The organism is Pseudomonas sp. GD03944 (genome assembly GCF_029839275.1).
Classification (GTDB): domain Bacteria; phylum Pseudomonadota; class Gammaproteobacteria; order Pseudomonadales; family Pseudomonadaceae; genus Aquipseudomonas.
In genome coordinates, this window is record NZ_JAOCAH010000002.1 from 263936 (window position 1) to 281558 (window position 17623).

The following is a 17623-nucleotide window of genomic DNA, read 5'->3' on the forward strand; positions in this document are numbered from 1 at the left end:
CCCGGCGCATCAGAGCAGCACCACATCGTACTGTTCCTGGGAATACATGGTCTCGACCTGGAACTTGATGGTGCGGCCGATGAAGGCTTCCAGGTCGGCGACGTTGCCGGACTCCTCGTCGAGCAGGCGATCGACCACCTTCTGGTTGGCCAGCACCCGGTAGCCTTCCGGCTGGTAGGCCCGCGCCTCGCGCAGGATTTCGCGGAAGATCTCGTAGCAAATGGTTTCCGGCGTCTTCAGCTTGCCGCGCCCCTGGCAGCTGATGCACGGCTCGCACAGCACCTGCTCCAGGCTTTCGCGGGTGCGCTTGCGGGTCATCTGCACCAGGCCCAGCTCGGTGATGCCGATGATGTTGGTCTTGGCGTGGTCGCGCTCCAGCTGCTTTTCCAGGGTGCGCAGCACCTGGCGCTGGTGCTCCTCGTCTTCCATGTCGATGAAATCGATGATGATGATGCCGCCGATATTGCGCAGGCGCAGTTGCCGGGCAATGGCCGTGGCCGCCTCGAGGTTGGTCTTGAAGATGGTTTCTTCGAGGGTGCGATGACCGACGAAAGCGCCGGTGTTGACGTCGATGGTGGTCATCGCTTCCGCCGGGTCCACCACCAGGTAGCCGCCCGACTTCAGCGGCACCTTGCGCTCCAGGGCCTTCTGGATCTCATCCTCGACGCCGTACAGGTCGAAGATCGGCCGCTCCCCGGGGTAATGCTCCAGGCGGTCGGCGATTTCCGGCATCAGCTCGGCGACGAACTGGGTGATCTTGCCGAAGGTTTCCCGGGAGTCGACACGGATTTTCTCGGTGCGCAGGCTCACCAGGTCGCGCAGGGTACGCAGGGCCAGGCTCAGGTCTTCGTAGATGACCGACGGCGCGGGCGCGGTCTGCATCTGCGAGGCGATCTGGTCCCACAGGCGCCGCAGGTAGCGGATGTCGATGAGGATTTCATCGGCCCCCGCGCCCTCGGCCGCAGTACGCAGGATAAAACCGCCCGCCTCTTCGATGCCTTCGGCGCTGACGCAATCGGCCACCACCTGTTTGAGGCGCTCGCGCTCGGCTTCGTCCTCGATCTTCAGGGAAATCCCGACATGGCTGGTACGCGGCATGTACACCAGGTAGCGCGACGGAATCGACAGCTGGGTGGTCAGGCGCGCGCCCTTGCTGCCAATCGGGTCCTTGGTCACCTGCACGACCAGACTCTGGCCCTCGTGGACCAGGGCGCTGATGCTTTCCACCGCCGGGCCTTCGCGGTTGGAGATTTCCGAGGCGTGGATGAAGGCGGCACGTTCCAGGCCGATGTCGACGAACGCCGCCTGCATGCCGGGCAGCACGCGGACCACACGGCCCTTGTAGATATTGCCCACGATGCCGCGACGCTGGGTGCGCTCGACATGCACTTCCTGCAGCACGCCGTTTTCCACCACCGCGACCCGGGATTCCATCGGGGTGATGTTGATCAGAATCTCTTCACTCATGCGCTCATCTCTTCTGAAACCTGTCCTTGATCGGCTGCATGTCGGCCCTGCGTGGATCGTGCAGGGCGCCGGCTCGCGAACTCGTGAGCAGGTTCTGGAGCAAAGCCGGGGTGTTCAGCGCACGCGGCCCGCCACCTCTTGATTGTCGACCGGCAGAGACTGCCAGCACGGAATAGCGAATTCTGCGAGCAGTTCGGCCGTTTCGCACAGGGGCAAGCCCACCACGGCCGAATAGCTGCCTTGCAACTGGCTGACGAACACCGCCGCCAGCCCTTGAATACCATAACTGCCCGCTTTGTCCTGCGGCTCGCCGCTGGCCCAGTAGGCCGCGATTTCCACCTCGCTCAGGGTCCGGAAGCGCACCTGGCTGACCACCACCCGGGAGCGCACACGGCCGCGACTGGCCAGGGCAATGGCGGTCATCACCTGGTGCTCGCGGCCGGACAGGGCGTTCAGGGTCGCCAGCGCATCGGCGCGGTCCAGCGGCTTGCCCAGGATCCGCCCGTCCAGCACCACGGCGGTGTCGGCGCCCAGCACCACAGCATCCTCCAGATCGCCCAGGCTGGCCAGGCCCGCTTCGGCCTTGGCACGGGCCAGACGCTCTACATAGACGTCCGGAGCCTCGTCTGGCAATGGGCTTTCATCAATGGGGGCGATTTGCGTGACGAAGGGCACACCGATCTGGGTCAACAGCTCGCGGCGGCGAGGTGATCCCGAGGCGAGATAGAGTGTGGCCATGGCAGACTGCTCCCTGTCGGATTAGCGCAAGGCCGAAAGGCCTGCTCAGTTGACGCTGAGACGTTGGTGAATACCGCGCAGGATCATGCAGACCCAGGGCCACAGCAAGGCACTGACCAGGGCCGGCAGCAGGAAAACCAGGGTCGGCGGGCGGCTGCCGGTCAAGGCATTGAGCCAGAGCTGGACCAGCTGGGCCAGGCCGAACACCACCATCAGCACCATGCTCTGCTGCCACATGGGGAACATGCGCAGTCGCTGATGCAGGCTCAACACCAGGAAGGTGATCAGGGTCAGGATCAGGGCGTTCTGGCCCAGCAGCGTACCGTTCAACACGTCCGCCAGCAGGCCGATGATCCAGGCCGTCGCCATGCCCACCCGGTGAGGCAGTGCCAGCACCCAGTAGGTCAGAAACAGCGCCAGCCAGAGCGGCCGGCCCATTTCCATGAACTTGAGCATGGGGGCCACACTGAGTAACAGGGCCAGGGCCAGACTCAACCAGATCACCCATACATTGCGCGCACGTGCAGCAATCATTGCTCGCTCTCCTGGGTCGGGGCCGGGGCGCTGTCGGTTTCAGCCGCCGGCGGCGTGGTGGACTCGGCGGCCGGCGTAGCATCGGCGGCCGGAGCGGGCGGCTGGCCGGTTTCCTGGGCCTTGCGGTCGGCGGCTTCCTGGGCCTCGGCCGACTCGGTGGCGCGCTGCTCGGGCGTGCGAGGGTCGGTGGACACCAACAGCATGTAGCGGCTGCGGTTCAGGCTGGCGGTGGGCACCGCGCGTACGATGGCGAACGGCTGGCCGGAGTCATGAACCACTTCGCTCACCGTGGCCACCGGGTAACCTGCCGGGAAACGCTGGCCCAGGCCGGAGCTGACCAGCAGATCGCCTTCCTTGATGTCGGCGGTGTCGGCCACGTGGCGCAGCTCGAGGCGCTCCGGGTTGCCGGTGCCGGTGGCGATGGCGCGCAGGCCGTTACGGTTGACCTGCACGGGAATGCTGTGGGTGGTGTCGGTCAGCAGCAGCACCCGGGCGCTGTAGGGCATCACTTCGACGACCTGGCCCATCAGGCCGCGGGCATCGAGCACCGGCTGGCCCAGCACCACGCCGTCCTTCTCGCCCTTGTCGATCAGGATACGGTGGGTAAAGGGGTTGGGATCGATACCGATCAGCTCGGTGGCCAGCACTTCGTCATCGACCAGTGCGGCGGAATTGAGCAGCTCGCGCAGGCGAACGTTCTGCTCGGTGAGCGCGGCGAGCTTCTGCAGGCGACGCTCCATCATCAGGCGTTCGGCCTTGAGCTTTTCGTTTTCAGCCATCAGCTCCGTGCGGGAGCTGAGCTCCTGGGTCGCACTTTCCCACAGGGTGACCGGTAATTCGCCCAGCCAGAACACCGGCTCCACGATCACCCCGATCTGACTGCGCACCGGCTTGAGCACGGTGAAGCGGGCATCCACCACCATCAGCACAGCCGACAGCACGGCGAGTACCAGCAGGCGCACACCCAGCGAAGGACCTTTGGCAAAAAGCGGTTTTATGGGGCAGCTCCTCGTAACGTCAGCAGCAACAAAAAGCTGCAAGCGGATCATCACCCGGCTTGCAGCTCAGTGGTCGTACGAAAAGCATCGTGCGGTGGCCGGGCCCGGCAGAAATCAGCTGGGATGCGCACTGTACATGAACATCCCCCAGCTTCGCTCCCCCGTGAACGCTGCACCGGCGACCTGTCGCCAGAGGGTGCAGCACACCGAGCGCAGTCACTTCCCGTATCGGGCCAGGGACCGTAAGCGGACGCCTTACTCCGTGGACAGCAGGTCCATGGTGTGACGGTCCATCATTTCCAGCGCCTTGCCGCCGCCACGGGCCACGCAGGTCAGCGGGTCCTCGGCAACGATCACCGGCAGGCCGGTTTCCTGGGACAGCAGCTTGTCCAGGTCACGCAGCAGCGCGCCACCACCGGTCAGCACTAGACCGCGCTCGGCGATGTCCGAGGCCAGCTCGGGCGGGGACTGCTCCAGCGCGCTCTTGACCGCCTGGACGATGGTCGCCAGGGATTCCTGCAGTGCTTCGAGCACTTCGTTGGAGTTCAGTGTGAAGCTGCGCGGTACGCCTTCGGCCAGGTTGCGGCCACGGACGTCGACTTCACGCAGCTCGCCACCGGCGTAGGCGGTGCCGATTTCCTGCTTGATGCGCTCGGCGGTGGATTCGCCGATCAGGCTGCCGTAGTTGCGGCGCACGTAGGTGATGATGGCTTCGTCGAAGCGGTCGCCACCGACACGCACGGATTCGGCGTACACCACGCCGTTCAGGGAGATCAGGGCGATTTCGGTGGTACCACCACCGATGTCGACGACCATCGAACCGCGGGCTTCTTCGACCGGCAGGCCGGCACCGATGGCAGCGGCCATCGGCTCTTCGATCAGGAACACTTCACGAGCACCGGCGCCCAGGGCCGATTCACGGATGGCACGGCGCTCGACCTGGGTCGACTTGCACGGTACGCAGATCAGTACGCGCGGCGACGGTTGCAGGAAGCTGTTCTCGTGCACTTTGTTGATGAAGTACTGCAGCATCTTCTCGCAGACGCTGAAGTCGGCGATCACGCCGTCCTTCATCGGACGGATGGCGGAAATATTGCCCGGTGTACGACCCAGCATGCGCTTGGCTTCGGTACCGACGGCGACAACGCTCTTCTGGTTGCCATGGGTGCGGATAGCAACGACCGACGGCTCGTTCAGGACGATGCCGCGCTCGCGAACATAAATCAGGGTATTGGCAGTGCCCAGGTCAATCGACAGATCGCTGGAAAACATGCCACGCAGTTTTTTGAACATGGGATATGGGACCCTAGGAAACGCGTGGGTAAAAAAGTGCGGCAAACTCTAACAACGGCAGGGATTTTGAGCAAGGCGCCAATATGGTAGATTGCCTGTTTTTCCGGGCTTCCAGGCCCATCATCGCGGCCTTTGACCGCCTGCTCACGGCATCCGTTCCCTGCTACGTTCACGCACGGTAACCCGTTCACATTCCCGCTGGCGGCCGCTTACCGGCCACCTTATATATGGAGAACCCGATGGCGCTTGACCGCTCCGACGTGGAGAAAATTGCCCACCTGGCCCGCCTGGGCCTGAATGACGGCGATGTTCCGGCTACCACCGACACCCTCAACAACATCCTCGGCCTGATCGACCAGATGCAGGCCGTCGACACCACCGGCATCGCGCCCCTGGCCCACCCCCTGGAAGCCACCCAACGCCTGCGTGCCGACGCCGTTGCCGAAGAAAACCACCGCGATGCCTACCAGGCCATCGCCCCGGCCGTGGAAAACGGCCTGTACCTGGTTCCGAAAGTCATCGAGTAAGGGAAAGCGCACGCCATGCATCAATTGACCCTGGCCGAGATCGCCCGCGGACTCGCCGACAAACAGTTTTCCGCCGAAGAACTGACCCGCAGCCTGCTGGCCCGCATCCAGCAGCTCGACCCGCAGCTCAACAGCTTCATCACTGTCACCGAAGAACTGGCCCTCGACCAGGCCAAGGCCGCCGACGCCCGTCGCGCCGCTGGCGAGAACGGCGCCCTGCTCGGCGCGCCGATCGCCCACAAGGACCTGTTCTGCACCAACGGCGTGCTGACCAGCTGTGGCTCGAAGATCCTCACCGGCTTCAAGGCCCCCTACGACGCCACCGTGGTCGAGAAGCTGGCCACCGCCGGCAGCGTCACCCTGGGCAAGCTGAACATGGACGAATTCGCCATGGGGTCGGCCAACGAGTCCAGCCACTACGGCGCCGTGAAAAACCCCTGGGACCTGACCCGCGTACCGGGCGGCTCCTCGGGCGGCTCGGCCGCAGCCGTCGCCGCGCGCCTGCTGCCCGCTGCCACCGGCACCGACACCGGCGGCTCGATCCGCCAGCCGGCGGCCCTGACCAACCTCACCGGGATCAAGCCGACCTACGGCCGCGTGTCGCGCTGGGGCATGATCGCCTACGCCTCCAGCCTCGACCAGGGTGGCCCGCTGGCCCGCACCGCCGAGGATTGCGCGCTGATGTTGCAGGCCATGGCCGGTTTCGACCCCAAGGACTCCACCAGCGTCGACCAGCCGGTCGATGACTACCTCGCCGCCCTGAGCCAGCCCTTGGCCGGCCTGCGCATCGGCCTGCCGAAGGAATACTTCGGCGCCGGCCTGGACGCCCGCATCGGCGAGAAGGTCATGGCCGTGGTCGAGGCGCTGAAAAAGCTCGGCGCCACCGTCAAGGACATCAGCCTGCCGAACATGCAGCACGCCATCCCGGCCTACTACGTGATCGCCCCGGCCGAAGCCAGCTCCAACCTGTCGCGCTTCGACGGCGTGCGTTTCGGCTACCGCTGCGAGAACCCGAAAGACCTGCAGGACCTGTACAAGCGTTCCCGTGGTGAAGGCTTCGGTGCGGAAGTGAAGCGCCGCATCATGGTCGGCACCTACGCGCTGTCAGCCGGCTACTACGACGCCTACTACCTGAAGGCGCAGAAGATCCGCCGCCTGATCAAGAACGACTTCGTCGCCGCCTTCAACGAGGTGGACGTGATCCTCGGCCCGACCACGCCGAACCTGGCCTGGAAACTGGGCGAGAAGAACGCCGATCCGGTTTCTGCGTACCTGGAAGACATCTACACCATCACCGCCAACCTCGCCGGCATTCCCGGCCTGTCGATGCCAGCTGGCTTCGTCGACGGCCTGCCGGTCGGCGTGCAACTGCTGGGCAACTACTTCCAGGAAGGTCGCCTGCTCAACGTCGCGCACCAGTACCAGCAGGTCAGCGACTGGCACAAACAAGCACCGAGCGGATTCTGAGGAAGGGTTACGACATGCAATGGGAAACAGTGATCGGGCTCGAGATCCACGCTCAGCTCAGCACCCAATCGAAGATTTTCTCGGCCAGCGCCACCACCTTCGGCGCCGAGCCCAACACCCAGGCCAGCTTGGTCGACCTCGGCATGCCCGGCACCCTGCCGGTGCTCAATGCCGAAGCCGTGCGCATGGCCTGCCAGTTCGGACTGGCGATTGACGCCGAGATCGCCGAGCGCAACGTTTTCGCCCGCAAGAACTACTTCTACCCAGACCTGCCGAAGGGCTACCAGACCAGCCAGATGGATCACCCCATCGTCGGCAAGGGTTTCCTCGACATCACCCTGGAAGACGGCACCGTCAAGCGCATCGGCATCACCCGCGCGCACCTGGAAGAAGACGCCGGCAAGAGCCTGCACGAAGACTTCCACGGCATGAGCGGCATCGACCTGAACCGCGCCGGCACGCCGCTGCTGGAAATCGTCTCCGAGCCGGACATCCGTTCGGCCAAGGAAGCGGTCGCCTACGTCAAGGCCATCCACGCCCTGGTGCGCTACCTGGGCATCTGCGACGGCAACATGGCCGAAGGCTCGCTGCGCTGCGACTGCAACGTGTCGGTACGCCCCAAGGGCCAGGCCGAGTTCGGCACCCGTGCCGAGATCAAGAACGTCAACTCCTTCCGCTTCATCGAGAAAGCCATCAACCATGAAGTGCAGCGCCAGATCGACCTGATCGAGGACGGCGGCAAGGTGGTCCAGGAAACCCGCCTGTACGACCCGAACAAAGACCAGACCCGCTCCATGCGCAGCAAGGAAGAAGCCAACGACTACCGTTACTTCCCCTGCCCCGACCTGCTGCCGGTGGTGATCGAGCAGAGTTTCCTCGACCAGTTGCGCGCCGGCCTGCCGGAGCTGCCGCCGCAGAAGCGCGAGCGTTTCGAGAGCCAGTTCGGCCTGTCCACCTACGACGCCAGCGTATTGAGCGCGAGCCGCGAGCTGGCCGACTACTTCGAAGCGGTCAATGCGGCCTGCGGCGACGCCAAGCTGGCGGCCAACTGGGTGATGGGCGAGCTGTCCAGCCTGCTCAACAAGGACAACCTGGAAATCGACCAGTCGCCGGTGTCCGCCGAGCAGCTGGGCGGGATGATCCTGCGCATCAAGGACAACACCATCAGCGGCAAGATCGCCAAGATGGTCTTCGAGGCCTTGGCGGCCGGCGAAGGCGCCACCGCCGATGAGGTGATCGAGAAGAAGGGCCTCAAGCAGGTCACCGACTCCGGCGCCATCGAAGCGATGCTCGACGAGGTCCTGGCGGCCAATGCCGAGCAGGTCGAACAGTACCGTGCCAGCGACGAAGCCAAGCGCGGCAAGATGTTTGGCTTCTTCGTCGGGCAGGCCATGAAAGCCTCCAAGGGCAAGGCCAACCCGGGGCAAGTGAACGAACTGCTGAAGAAGAAGCTCGAAGGCTGAGGCCTTTGCCAGACAGACAACGCCGGGCTTGCCCGGCGTTGTTTCGAGTGGATGGCCATCGGGACACATGACGTGGAGTCGACATGCGTGCACTTTCCCTGCTACTGGTTTGCCTGGCGCTGCTGCTGAGCGGTTGCGCCAGTTCCCGCTACAGCCTCGACGGCACCAGCGCCGAAGGCCAGGCGTCCTATTACGGCGCCCGTCACCACGGCAACAAGACCGCCAGCGGCGAGCGCTTTGACCAGAACGCGCTGACCGCCGCGCACCGCACCCTGCCCTTCGGCACCCGCGTGCAGGTGACCAACCTGAACAACGGCAGGACGGTGGTGGTGCGCATCAACGACCGCGGCCCCTTCGCCAAGGGCCGCATCATCGACCTGTCACGACGGGCGGCGGAGCAGATCGACATGATTCGCTCCGGCATCGTCCCGGTACGTCTCCAACCATTGACGGACTGATTCACCCCACGGTGATCGATCCGCACCACTGATGGCGCGGCGCCAAGCGTCAAACTGGCCATTTTTCGGGGGAACCCTGTCATGACCGCAACAACCTTTATCTACCTGATCGCCGGCCTGGTGCTGCTTGTGGCCGGCGCAGAGGTGCTGGTACGAGGCGCCGCCCGCCTGGCTGCACAATTCGGCATACCACCTCTGATCATCGGCCTGACTGTGGTGGCCTTCGGCACCAGCGCACCGGAAACGGCGGTCAGCGTCCAGGCCGCGCTCGACGGCAGCGGCGACCTTGCCATCGGCAACGTGGTCGGCAGCAACATCGCCAACGTCCTGCTGATCCTTGGCGCGACAGCGCTGATCGCGCCGCTGATCGTGTCCCGGCAACTGATCCGCCTGGACGTGCCAATCATGATCGGCGCCAGCCTGCTGGCCTACGCCCTGGCCTGGGACGGTAGCTTGAGCCGCCTGGACGGCGCCCTGCTGTTCGCCGGCATCCTCGGCTATACCGTTTTCCTGGTCATCAGCAGTCGCCGCGAGAAAGCCGCGGGCAACGACGACGAATTCACCCAGGAATTCGGGCTCCATGAAAAACCCAGGCCTTACGCCTGGCTGATCAACCTGGGACTGGTGGTCATCGGCTTGGTCCTGCTGGTGGCCGGTTCCAACTTTCTGGTCGAAGGCGCTGTCGCCCTGGCCCGCGCCCTGGGTCTTTCGGAGTTGATCATCGGCCTGACCGTGGTCGCCGTCGGCACGTCACTGCCGGAACTGGCGACCTCGCTGCTCGCGGCGATCAAGGGCGAACGCGATATCGCGGTGGGCAATATCGTAGGCAGCAACATCTTCAACCTGCTGTGCGTACTCGGCCTGGCCTCGCTCATCTCCCCTCTGCCGATCTCCGTATCGCCGAATGCCCTGGCCTTCGACTTCCCGGTAATGATCGCCGTCGCGGTGGCCTGCCTGCCGATATTTTTCTCGGGTTTTCGCATCAACCGCTGGGAAGGGCTGCTGTTCCTCGGCTATTACGCGGCCTACACCCTTTACCTGGTGCTGTTCGCCACCGGCCGCCCTGCCGCCCAGACATTCGCCGCCGCCATGATTGGCTACGTGCTCCCACTGACGGCCGTGACCCTGGTCGTGATAGCCGGCCGCGCCTGGCACCGGCAACGCAACACCCACGATGAGACAGGTTCCTGAGGGGCGAGCCCAACCTGACAGCGCGGTCGGGCGTTCAGACGCAGCCCTGAACGCCCAACCGCGCTAGATCCAGCCCGCCCACTGCAACAGCAGCAGGCCGACGTTGGTGGTGACCACCGCCGCCAGGGTGGTGATCACGATGATCACCGCGGCCAGCTCGTGGTTGCCATTCACTGCCCGGGCCATGACGTAGCTGGCCGCCGCCGTCGGGCTGGCGAAATAGAGGAAGAGAATCGCCAGGTCCGCATCGCGGAAACCCCACGCCCATGCCCCCAGGGTCGAAAGCAACGGCAGCCAGACCATTTTCATCAGGCTGGAGCTGAGGGCGATGCCGCTGCTGGCACGCAGCGACGCCAAAGTCAGGGTGCCGCCGATGCAGATCAGCGCCAGCGGCAGGGTCATCTGCGCGAAGTACTCGCCGGACACCAGCAGCCAGTCAGGCAGCGGAATCTGCCAGTAGGCGATCGGCATCGCCGCCAGCACGCCGATGATCAGCGGGTTGTTGAAGATGCTCTTGCAGATCGCCCAAGGACTGGATTTCACGTCCGGGCTGTAGATCGCCAGGACGATCGACGACAGGGTGTTGTAGCAGAGGATCACCACGCCGCCGAGCACCGCCCCCACCGACAGGCCGTAGTCGCCGTACATGCTGGTGGCCAGGGCCAGGCCGACGATGCCGTTGTTGCCGCGAAACGCGCCCTGAGTGTAGATGCCGCGATCGACCAGCGGGCAGCGCCAGACCGCCCAGGCCCAGGCGATGGCGAAACACACCAGGGTCGCCAGCACGAAATAGATGATCAGCTCGGGCTGCAGCGCGGTGCTCAGGTCCGCCTTGACGATACCGAGGAACAGCAGGGTCGGCATGGTGCCGCGAAACACCAGGGACGACGCCGTGTTGATGAAGTTGGTATCGATCCAGCCCAGGCGGCGCAACGCGACGCCCAGGAAGAGCATGGAAAAGACCGGTGCGGTGATCGCGAGGGTTTGCTGAGCGACAGCGAGCATGGCAGCCCCTGAACAGGCAGTTTGCTTAGGAGACTAATGATAGCAAGGGAAATGACCGCCGGGTCTGGCCTGGCGATCGGAGCGGATATTTAATCCGATTTCGTCGACAGCGCCCGCCGTCAGCGACGGACCGGGCGCTTCTGCAGCTTGCGCTGCAAGGTCCGGCGGTGCATGCCCAGGGCCCGTGCCGTGGCGGAGATATTGCCTTCGTGCTCGGCCAGTACACGCTGGATGTGCTCCCACTGCAGGCGGTCCACCGACATCGGGTTTTCCGGCACCAGGGTGTCGAGGTCGGCATGCTGGGTCAGCAGCGCCGCCAGCACGTCGTCGGCGTCCGCCGGCTTGCACAGGTAGTTGCAGGCGCCCCGCTTGATCGCCTCCACCGCCGTGGCGATGCTCGAATAGCCGGTGAGGATGACCACGCGCATCTCGGCATCGAGCTCCAGCAGCTTGGGCAGCAGCACCAGGCCCGAGTCGCCGTCCATTTTCAGGTCGACCACGGCGTAGTCCGGCAGGTCCTGCTCGGCCATGCTCAGGCCTTCTTCCGCCGACCCGGCGATCGACACGCGCAGGCCCCGCCGGCTCATGGCCCGCGCCATGACACGGGTGAAGGTCGGATCGTCGTCGACCAGCAACAGGTGCGGTTGCTCTTCGCCTTCGAACAGAACGTCTTCGCTCATACTGAATACTTCCTCAGGGTCTGCCATAGACACGCGGCAATTTGAGCTCGGTGAGCGTGCCGCCTTCTTCATGGTTATACAGCTTTACCGTGCCGCCGGCACGGGTGACGCTGGCCTGGCTGAGAAACAGCCCCAGGCCGAACCCCTTGCCCTTGGTGGTGAAAAACGGCCGGCCGAGCTGCTCGGCGATGGCCAGCGGCACGCCGGCGCCGAAGTCGCGAATGCACAGACGCAGCCACTGGTGATCCCAGTCCAGGCGGATGTCCAGCTTGTCCGGGCAGGCATCGGCGGCGTTGTTCAGCAGGTTGAGCAGCGCCTGGGTCAGGTCGGCCGGCGGCATCAGCCGCGGCGGCGTACCCTGGCCCAGGCACTGGTAACGGTAGCTGGCCTCGGGGCGCATCAGGTGCCAGCGGTTGAGGGTGGTTTCCAGCCACTCCACCGACGACTGCTCGACCACCGCCTGGCGCCGGTCGGCCTCGGCGGCACGCACCAGTTGCTGCAGGGTGTCCTTGCACAGCTTCACCTGCTCCTGCAGCACCGCCAGGTCTTCCTGCAACAGCGGATCACGGTGCTCGCGGCGCAACTCCTTGATCAGCACACTCATGGTCGCCAGCGGCGTACCCAGTTCATGGGCGGCACCGGCAGCCTGGGTGGCGACGGCCAGCAACTGCTGGTCACGCAGTCCTTCCTCGCGACGCTCGGCGCGCTGCTCTTCCTGACGGCGCAACTCTTCAGCCATGCGCGCGACGAAAAAGGTGATCAGCGCCGCGGCCAGGGCAAAGCTCAGCCACATGCCGTAGATCAGCAGGCTCTCGCGGGGGCCGGTCGGCAGCTCCAGCGGGTGCGACCACACCAGCAGCAGGGTGTAGCCCGCCAGCGCCAGGCCCGACAATGTGATGGTGTAGAACCACGGCAGCGTCGCCGCAGCGATGGTCAGCGGCACCAGGTAATAGGACACGAAGGGGTTGGCGGAACCGCCCGAGTAGTAGAGCAAGGCGCTGTGGATCACCAGGTCCAGGCCCAGTTGCACGGCGTACTCCTGCTCGGTGACCGGCCACGGGCCGCGCAGGCGCAGTGCCGTCAGCAGGCACAGCACCAGGGAAACGCCGAGGGTCAGGCTCAGCTCCTGCCACGGCAGCGGCAACAGGCCCGATTTGTAGGCGAGCCCCACCGAACCGGCTTGAGCGGCCAGCACCAGGATACGAATAAGGGTCAGACGCCATAGATTTTGTCGACTGGCCGACAATAACTGCACAGGTGCGAGCATAAGCTCTCCGAAAAGGCGTGTTGGCCGAGCCTGGCGAGTATAACCAAACGCGGCCGCGGCCTTCCGCCGCTGCGTCAACAGGCCGCAGCGAAAATTATTCGGAAAAAAAAGAACCCGGTTTAACCCCGACGGTCATTTGCCTTCGTCTACCGTCAGGAAATGGCCAGATCGGCCACCAGAAAGGAGCTTCACATGCACGCCATGACCCGCCTCGCCACCGCCTTCGCCCTGGCCGCCGCCACCTTCGGCAGCAGCGCCCTGCTCGCCGACGAAGCGCGCTACAACCAGGTCGCCCTGCGCGCCGAAGTGAGCCAGGAAATCGCCCATGACCTCATGCACGTCACCCTCTACAGCGAGTCGCAGAACGAGGACGCCGCCAAGCTGGCCGCCGAGATCACCAACACCCTGAACGCCGGCCTGACCCAGGCCCGCGCGGTCAAGGGCATCACCGTGGCCCTGGGCAGCCGTCACAGCTACCCGGTCTACGACGACAAGGGCCAGACCATCACCGCCTGGCGCGAGCGTGGCGAAATCCGCCTGGAAAGCGCCGACTTCGCTGCCCTCTCGACCCTCACCGGCAAGATGCTCAAGACCCTGAAGATGGGCGGCATGAACTTCAGCATCGCCTCGCCGACCCGCAAGACCCACGAGGACGCGCTGCTCAAGGATGCGGTCAACGCCTTCAAGGCCCGCGCCCAGCTGGCCACCGACGCCCTGGGCGGCAGCGGTTACAAGCTGGTCAGCCTCAACCTCAACAGCGGTGGCTTCCAGCCGCCGATGCCGATGCGCATGAACGCCATGAAGGCTGAAATGATGGACGGTGGTGCCTCGCCGCAGATCGAGGCCGGCACCAGCCAGGTCACCGTCAACGCCGATGGCGTGATCGAAGTGCAGATGCCCTGAGTCCTGCCCTGAAAAAGCACAGCGCCGCTATCGGGGCGATAGCGGCGCTATGCCAGCTTCTGCGGGAAAATTTTCAGATATGCGACAGGGACGTACAGCCGCGTTACAGATACTAGACTGAACCCCACTTGCCGCTTTACGGCGGCACATGCCGTGCATAGTTTCATCCGAGGTTTCCACAAGAAGCCCCTCACCGAGAACCACAATAAACATGAGGTCACTATGCGTAAGAACGCCGTTATCCAGGCAATGGTCGTCGCTGGGCTGATCGCCGGCGCACCGCTCGCTCAGGCTGCCAACCTGGTGTTTTGCTCCGAAGGCAGTCCCGCCGGTTTCGACCCTGGCCTGTACACCACCGGCACCGATTTCGACGCCGCCGCAGAAACCGTCTTCAACCGTCTGACCCAGTTCGAGCGTGGCGGCACCGCCGTGATCCCGGGCCTGGCGGAAAAATGGGACATCGCAGCCGACGGCCTCAGCTACACCTTCCACCTGCGCCCCGACGTCAAGTTCCACACCACCGAATACTTCAAGCCGAGCCGCACCTTCAACGCCGATGACGTGCTCTTCACCTTCCAGCGCATGCTCGACAAGGAACACCCGTTCCGCAAAGCCTACCCGACCGAATTCCCCTATTTCACCGACATGGGCATGGACAGCAACATCGCCCGTATCGAGAAGGTCGACGACCTCACCGTCAAGTTCACCCTCAACGAAGTCGACGCCGCGTTCATTCAGAACCTGGCCATGAGCTTCGCCTCGATCCAGTCCGCCGAATACGCCGATCAATTGCTCAAGGCCGGCCGCGCCGCCGACATCAACCAGAAGCCGGTCGGCACCGGTCCGTTCGTCTTCAACCGCTACCAGAAAGACGCGGTCATCCGCTTCAAGGGCAACAAGGACTACTGGAACCCGGCCGACGTGAAGGTCGACAACCTGATCTTCACCATCAATACCGACGCCTCGGTGCGCATGCAGAAGCTCAAGGCCGGCGAATGCCAGGTGACGCTGTTCCCGCGCCCCGCCGACCTCGACTCGCTGAAGAAGGACCCGAACCTGCAGATGCCCGAGCAGGCCGGCTTCAACGTCGGCTACATCGCCTACAACGTGCGCCACAAGCCGTTCGACCAGCTCGAAGTGCGCCAGGCCCTGGACATGGCGGTGAACAAGCAGGCGATCATCGACGCGGTCTACCAGAGCGCCGGCCAGCTGGCCACCAACGGCATGCCGCCGACCCAATGGTCCTACAACGAGACCATCAAGGACCCCGCCTACGACCCGGAAAAAGCCAAGGAGCTGCTCAAGGCCGCCGGCGTGGCCGAAGGCACCGAGATCACCCTGTGGGCCATGCCGGTGCAGCGGCCCTACAACCCCAACGCCAAGCTGATGGCCGAGATGCTGCAAAGCGACTGGGCCAAGGTCGGGATCAAGGCCAAGATCGTCACCTACGAGTGGGGCGAGTACCTCAAGCGCGCCAAGGCCGGCGAGCACGACACCATGCTGATCGGCTGGAGCGGCGACAACGGTGACCCGGACAACTGGCTGGGCACCCTGTACGGCTGCGACGCGGTGGACGGCAACAACTTCTCCAAGTGGTGCTTCGAGGAGTACGACAAGCTGGTCAAGGCCGCCAAGCGCACCTCCGATGTCGCCGAGCGCACCGAGCTGTATAAGCAGGCGCAGGTGATCCTCAAGCGTGAAGTGCCGATCACCCCGATCGCCCACTCCACCGTGTACCAGCCGATGCGCAAGAACGTGCAGGACTTCAAGATCAGCCCGTTCGGCCTCAACTCGTTCTACGGCGTAGGCGTGGAAAAATAGCGGCACCCCCGCCCTGGCAGCGACCCGTTGCTGCCAGGTGCTCCGACCCGCGACGGCTACCCGCCGTTGCGGGTCTTGCGTCAGCGCCGGGCCACCCCTCCGCCGCCGATCCGCACCGCCGCCAACCGGAACCCCAGATGCCAAAACGCCCACGCACGCTTGCCCACCTGCTCTGCTGCACCAGCCTGTTGATGGCCAGCCAGCTGCACGCGGCCGCCGAAAATCTGGTGGTCTGCACCGAGGCCAGCCCGGAAGGGTTCGACATCGTCCAGTACACCGCGGCCACCACCGCCGACGCCTCGTCGGAAACCGTCTTCGAGCGCCTGATCAGCTTCGCCCCCGGCAGCACCGCCCTGGTGCCCGGCCTGGCCGAACGCTGGGAGGTCTCCGCCGACGGCCTGCGCTACACCTTCGAGCTGCGCAAGGGCGTCGCCTTTCACCGCACCGCCTGGTTCGAGCCCAGCCGGCCGTTCAACGCCGACGATGTGATCTGGAGCTTCCGGCGCCAGCTGGACCCCGAGCACCCCTGGCATTCGCTGTCGCTGCGGGGCTTCCCCTATGCCGAAGCGATGGCCATGGCCGACCTGGTCGAACGCATCGAGAAGCTCGACGAGCACCGCGTGCGTTTCACCCTGAAGCACCCCGAAGCGCCGTTCCTGGCCAACCTGGCCATGGGCTTCGCCTCGATCTATTCCGCCGAGTACGCCGACCAGTTGCTGGCCCAGGGCAAGCCCGGCCAGCTCAACACCCTGCCGGTGGGCACCGGCCCGTTCGTCTTCGAGCGCTACGCCAAGGACGCCCAGGTGCGTTTCAGCCATCATGCGGCGTACTGGAACGGCGTACCCGCGATCAAGCGCCTGATCTTCGACATCACCCCCGAGCCCAACGTGCGCCAGCAGAAACTCAAGGCCGATGCCTGCCAGATCGCGCTGTTCCCGCGCCCGGTGGACATCCCGGCGCTGAAGGCCGACCCCAACCTGCAGGTGCTCGAACTGGACTCGCTGCTGGTGGCCTACATCGGCATCAACACCCGCCACACCCCGCTGGACGACGTGCGCGTGCGCCAGGCGATCAACCTGGCCTTCGACAAGAACGCCTACATCCGCGCGCAATACGGCGTGGGCGGCGCCAGCGCGGCCGTGGCGCCTTACCCGAACACCCTGTGGGGGCACGACGCCAGCCAGCCCGGCTGGCCCCATGACGTGGCGCGCGCCAAACAACTGCTCAACGAGGCCGGGCACGCCAGCGGCCTGAAGCTGTCGATCTGGACCCGCCCCGGCGGCGGCCCGACCAACCCCAACCCGGGCATCGGCGCGCAGATGCTGCAGGCCGACCTGGCCGCCATCGGCATCGACAGCGATATCCGCGTGTTCGAGTGGGGCGAGCTGATCAAGCGCGCCAAGAATGGCGAGCACGACCTGGTGTTCATGGGCTGGGCCGGCGACAACGGCGACCCGGACAATTTCCTCACCCCCAACCTGTCCTGCGCGGCGGCGCAGAGCGGCGAAAACCAGGCCGGCTGGTGCAACAAGGAATTCGATGCGCTGATCCGCCAGGCGCGCCAGGTCAGCGACCAGGACCAACGGGCGGCGCTGTACCGCGAAGCCCTGGCGATCTTCCACCAGCAGGCCCCGTGGATTCCCCTGGCCCACCCGAAACAGTTCGTTGCCCTGCGCAAGAGCGTGCAGGGCTTCACCCTCAGCCCCCTGGGCTCGAACAACTACGCCCGGGTTACCCGGCGCTGATACCAAAGAACAGCCCCTGGCCACGTAGCCAGGGGCACCGTGTTAACCGTTGGAGTGCTGATATCG

The 17623-nt window shown here is 64.9% G+C and carries 16 protein-coding genes; 8 read left to right on the plus strand and 8 right to left on the minus strand.

The window, feature by feature from the left end; genetic code table 11:
• Positions 1 to 9 precede the first annotated feature (9 nt).
• The 5 genes from rng to mreB form a co-directional block, all read right to left on the minus strand.
• Positions 10 to 1467: a ribonuclease G gene (rng, locus tag N5C28_RS04955; protein WP_279820750.1), complete on the minus strand. Its 1458-nt coding sequence runs from the start codon at positions 1465 to 1467 to the stop codon at positions 10 to 12.
• A 114-nt stretch (positions 1468 to 1581) separates the two neighbouring features.
• Positions 1582 to 2205, minus strand: coding sequence for a Maf family protein (locus tag N5C28_RS04960; protein WP_279820752.1), 624 nt, complete (start codon positions 2203 to 2205; stop codon positions 1582 to 1584).
• A gap of 45 nt (positions 2206 to 2250) precedes the next feature.
• Positions 2251 to 2739: a rod shape-determining protein MreD gene (gene mreD, locus N5C28_RS04965; protein ID WP_279820754.1), complete on the minus strand. Its 489-nt coding sequence runs from the start codon at positions 2737 to 2739 to the stop codon at positions 2251 to 2253.
• A complete protein-coding gene (mreC, locus tag N5C28_RS04970; protein WP_279820756.1) occupies positions 2736 to 3788 on the minus strand; it encodes a rod shape-determining protein MreC in 1053 nt (350 codons plus the stop codon). Before mreC ends, mreD begins: the two co-directional genes overlap by 4 nt.
• A 204-nt stretch (positions 3789 to 3992) precedes the next feature.
• Complete coding sequence (gene mreB, locus N5C28_RS04975; RefSeq protein ID WP_279820758.1) at positions 3993 to 5030, minus strand: rod shape-determining protein MreB; 1038 nt, start codon at positions 5028 to 5030, stop codon at positions 3993 to 3995.
• Positions 5031 to 5269: 239 nt separating this feature from the next.
• Between mreB and gatC the strand changes: the two genes are divergently transcribed.
• From gatC to N5C28_RS05000, 5 genes are all read left to right on the plus strand, one after another.
• Entirely contained in the window at positions 5270 to 5557 is a 288-nt protein-coding gene (gene gatC / locus N5C28_RS04980) for an Asp-tRNA(Asn)/Glu-tRNA(Gln) amidotransferase subunit GatC (protein WP_279820759.1), read from the plus strand.
• Between the two features lie 15 nt (positions 5558 to 5572).
• The gene (gatA, locus tag N5C28_RS04985) at positions 5573 to 7024 is read left to right on the plus strand and encodes an Asp-tRNA(Asn)/Glu-tRNA(Gln) amidotransferase subunit GatA (protein WP_279820761.1); all 1452 of its coding nucleotides are present in this window, start codon (positions 5573 to 5575) and stop codon (positions 7022 to 7024) included.
• On the plus strand, positions 7021 to 8487 hold the full coding sequence (gene gatB, locus N5C28_RS04990; RefSeq protein ID WP_279821073.1) for an Asp-tRNA(Asn)/Glu-tRNA(Gln) amidotransferase subunit GatB: 1467 nt from the start codon (positions 7021 to 7023) through the stop codon (positions 8485 to 8487). The genes gatA and gatB overlap by 4 nt, the downstream gene beginning before the upstream one ends.
• Positions 8488 to 8570: 83 nt before the next feature.
• Positions 8571 to 8945, plus strand: a complete 375-nt coding sequence (locus tag N5C28_RS04995; RefSeq protein WP_279820764.1) for a septal ring lytic transglycosylase RlpA family protein — start codon at positions 8571 to 8573, stop codon at positions 8943 to 8945.
• A gap of 81 nt (positions 8946 to 9026) precedes the next feature.
• Positions 9027 to 10136, plus strand: a complete 1110-nt coding sequence (locus N5C28_RS05000; RefSeq protein ID WP_279820765.1) for a calcium/sodium antiporter — start codon at positions 9027 to 9029, stop codon at positions 10134 to 10136.
• A 63-nt stretch (positions 10137 to 10199) separates the two neighbouring features.
• Here N5C28_RS05000 and N5C28_RS05005 read toward each other — a convergent pair whose 3' ends face one another.
• From N5C28_RS05005 to N5C28_RS05015, 3 genes are all read right to left on the minus strand, one after another.
• Positions 10200 to 11141: an AEC family transporter gene (locus N5C28_RS05005; RefSeq protein ID WP_279820766.1), complete on the minus strand. Its 942-nt coding sequence runs from the start codon at positions 11139 to 11141 to the stop codon at positions 10200 to 10202.
• Positions 11142 to 11260: 119 nt separating this feature from the next.
• Positions 11261 to 11821, minus strand: a complete 561-nt coding sequence (locus N5C28_RS05010) for a response regulator transcription factor (protein ID WP_279820768.1) — start codon at positions 11819 to 11821, stop codon at positions 11261 to 11263.
• Positions 11822 to 11834: 13 nt separating this feature from the next.
• Positions 11835 to 13088 (minus strand): ATP-binding protein, encoded by a 1254-nt coding sequence (locus N5C28_RS05015; protein WP_279820770.1) that lies wholly within the window; start codon positions 13086 to 13088, stop codon positions 11835 to 11837.
• A 192-nt stretch (positions 13089 to 13280) separates the two neighbouring features.
• Here N5C28_RS05015 and N5C28_RS05020 point away from each other — a divergent pair, with 192 nt between their 5' ends.
• The 3 genes from N5C28_RS05020 (at position 13281) to N5C28_RS05030 (ending at position 17557) form a co-directional block, all read left to right on the plus strand.
• On the plus strand, positions 13281 to 13991 hold the full coding sequence (locus N5C28_RS05020) for an SIMPL domain-containing protein (RefSeq protein WP_279820772.1): 711 nt from the start codon (positions 13281 to 13283) through the stop codon (positions 13989 to 13991).
• A gap of 222 nt (positions 13992 to 14213) precedes the next feature.
• Positions 14214 to 15812, plus strand: a complete 1599-nt coding sequence (locus N5C28_RS05025; RefSeq protein WP_279820774.1) for an ABC transporter substrate-binding protein — start codon at positions 14214 to 14216, stop codon at positions 15810 to 15812.
• A 191-nt stretch (positions 15813 to 16003) separates the two neighbouring features.
• Positions 16004 to 17557: an ABC transporter substrate-binding protein gene (locus N5C28_RS05030; RefSeq protein ID WP_279821074.1), complete on the plus strand. Its 1554-nt coding sequence runs from the start codon at positions 16004 to 16006 to the stop codon at positions 17555 to 17557.
• The last annotated feature ends 66 nt before the right edge of the window (positions 17558 to 17623 follow it).

Coding starts and splice junctions, on each gene's coding strand:
- mreB (WP_279820758.1), bottom strand. CDS start 5,030: ATGTTCAAAAAACTGCGTGGCATGTTTTCCAGCGATCTGTCGATTGAC.
- gatA (WP_279820761.1), top strand. CDS start 5,573: ATGCATCAATTGACCCTGGCCGAGATCGCCCGCGGACTCGCCGACAAA.
- N5C28_RS04960 (WP_279820752.1), bottom strand. CDS start 2,205: ATGGCCACACTCTATCTCGCCTCGGGATCACCTCGCCGCCGCGAGCTG.
- N5C28_RS05020 (WP_279820772.1), top strand. CDS start 13,281: ATGCACGCCATGACCCGCCTCGCCACCGCCTTCGCCCTGGCCGCCGCC.
- mreD (WP_279820754.1), bottom strand. CDS start 2,739: ATGATTGCTGCACGTGCGCGCAATGTATGGGTGATCTGGTTGAGTCTG.
- N5C28_RS05030 (WP_279821074.1), top strand. CDS start 16,004: ATGGCCAGCCAGCTGCACGCGGCCGCCGAAAATCTGGTGGTCTGCACC.
- gatC (WP_279820759.1), top strand. CDS start 5,270: ATGGCGCTTGACCGCTCCGACGTGGAGAAAATTGCCCACCTGGCCCGC.
- N5C28_RS05000 (WP_279820765.1), top strand. CDS start 9,027: ATGACCGCAACAACCTTTATCTACCTGATCGCCGGCCTGGTGCTGCTT.
- N5C28_RS04995 (WP_279820764.1), top strand. CDS start 8,571: ATGCGTGCACTTTCCCTGCTACTGGTTTGCCTGGCGCTGCTGCTGAGC.
- N5C28_RS05010 (WP_279820768.1), bottom strand. CDS start 11,821: ATGAGCGAAGACGTTCTGTTCGAAGGCGAAGAGCAACCGCACCTGTTG.
- mreC (WP_279820756.1), bottom strand. CDS start 3,788: ATGATCCGCTTGCAGCTTTTTGTTGCTGCTGACGTTACGAGGAGCTGC.
- rng (WP_279820750.1), bottom strand. CDS start 1,467: ATGAGTGAAGAGATTCTGATCAACATCACCCCGATGGAATCCCGGGTC.
- N5C28_RS05025 (WP_279820774.1), top strand. CDS start 14,214: ATGCGTAAGAACGCCGTTATCCAGGCAATGGTCGTCGCTGGGCTGATC.
- N5C28_RS05005 (WP_279820766.1), bottom strand. CDS start 11,141: ATGCTCGCTGTCGCTCAGCAAACCCTCGCGATCACCGCACCGGTCTTT.
- N5C28_RS05015 (WP_279820770.1), bottom strand. CDS start 13,088: ATGCTCGCACCTGTGCAGTTATTGTCGGCCAGTCGACAAAATCTATGG.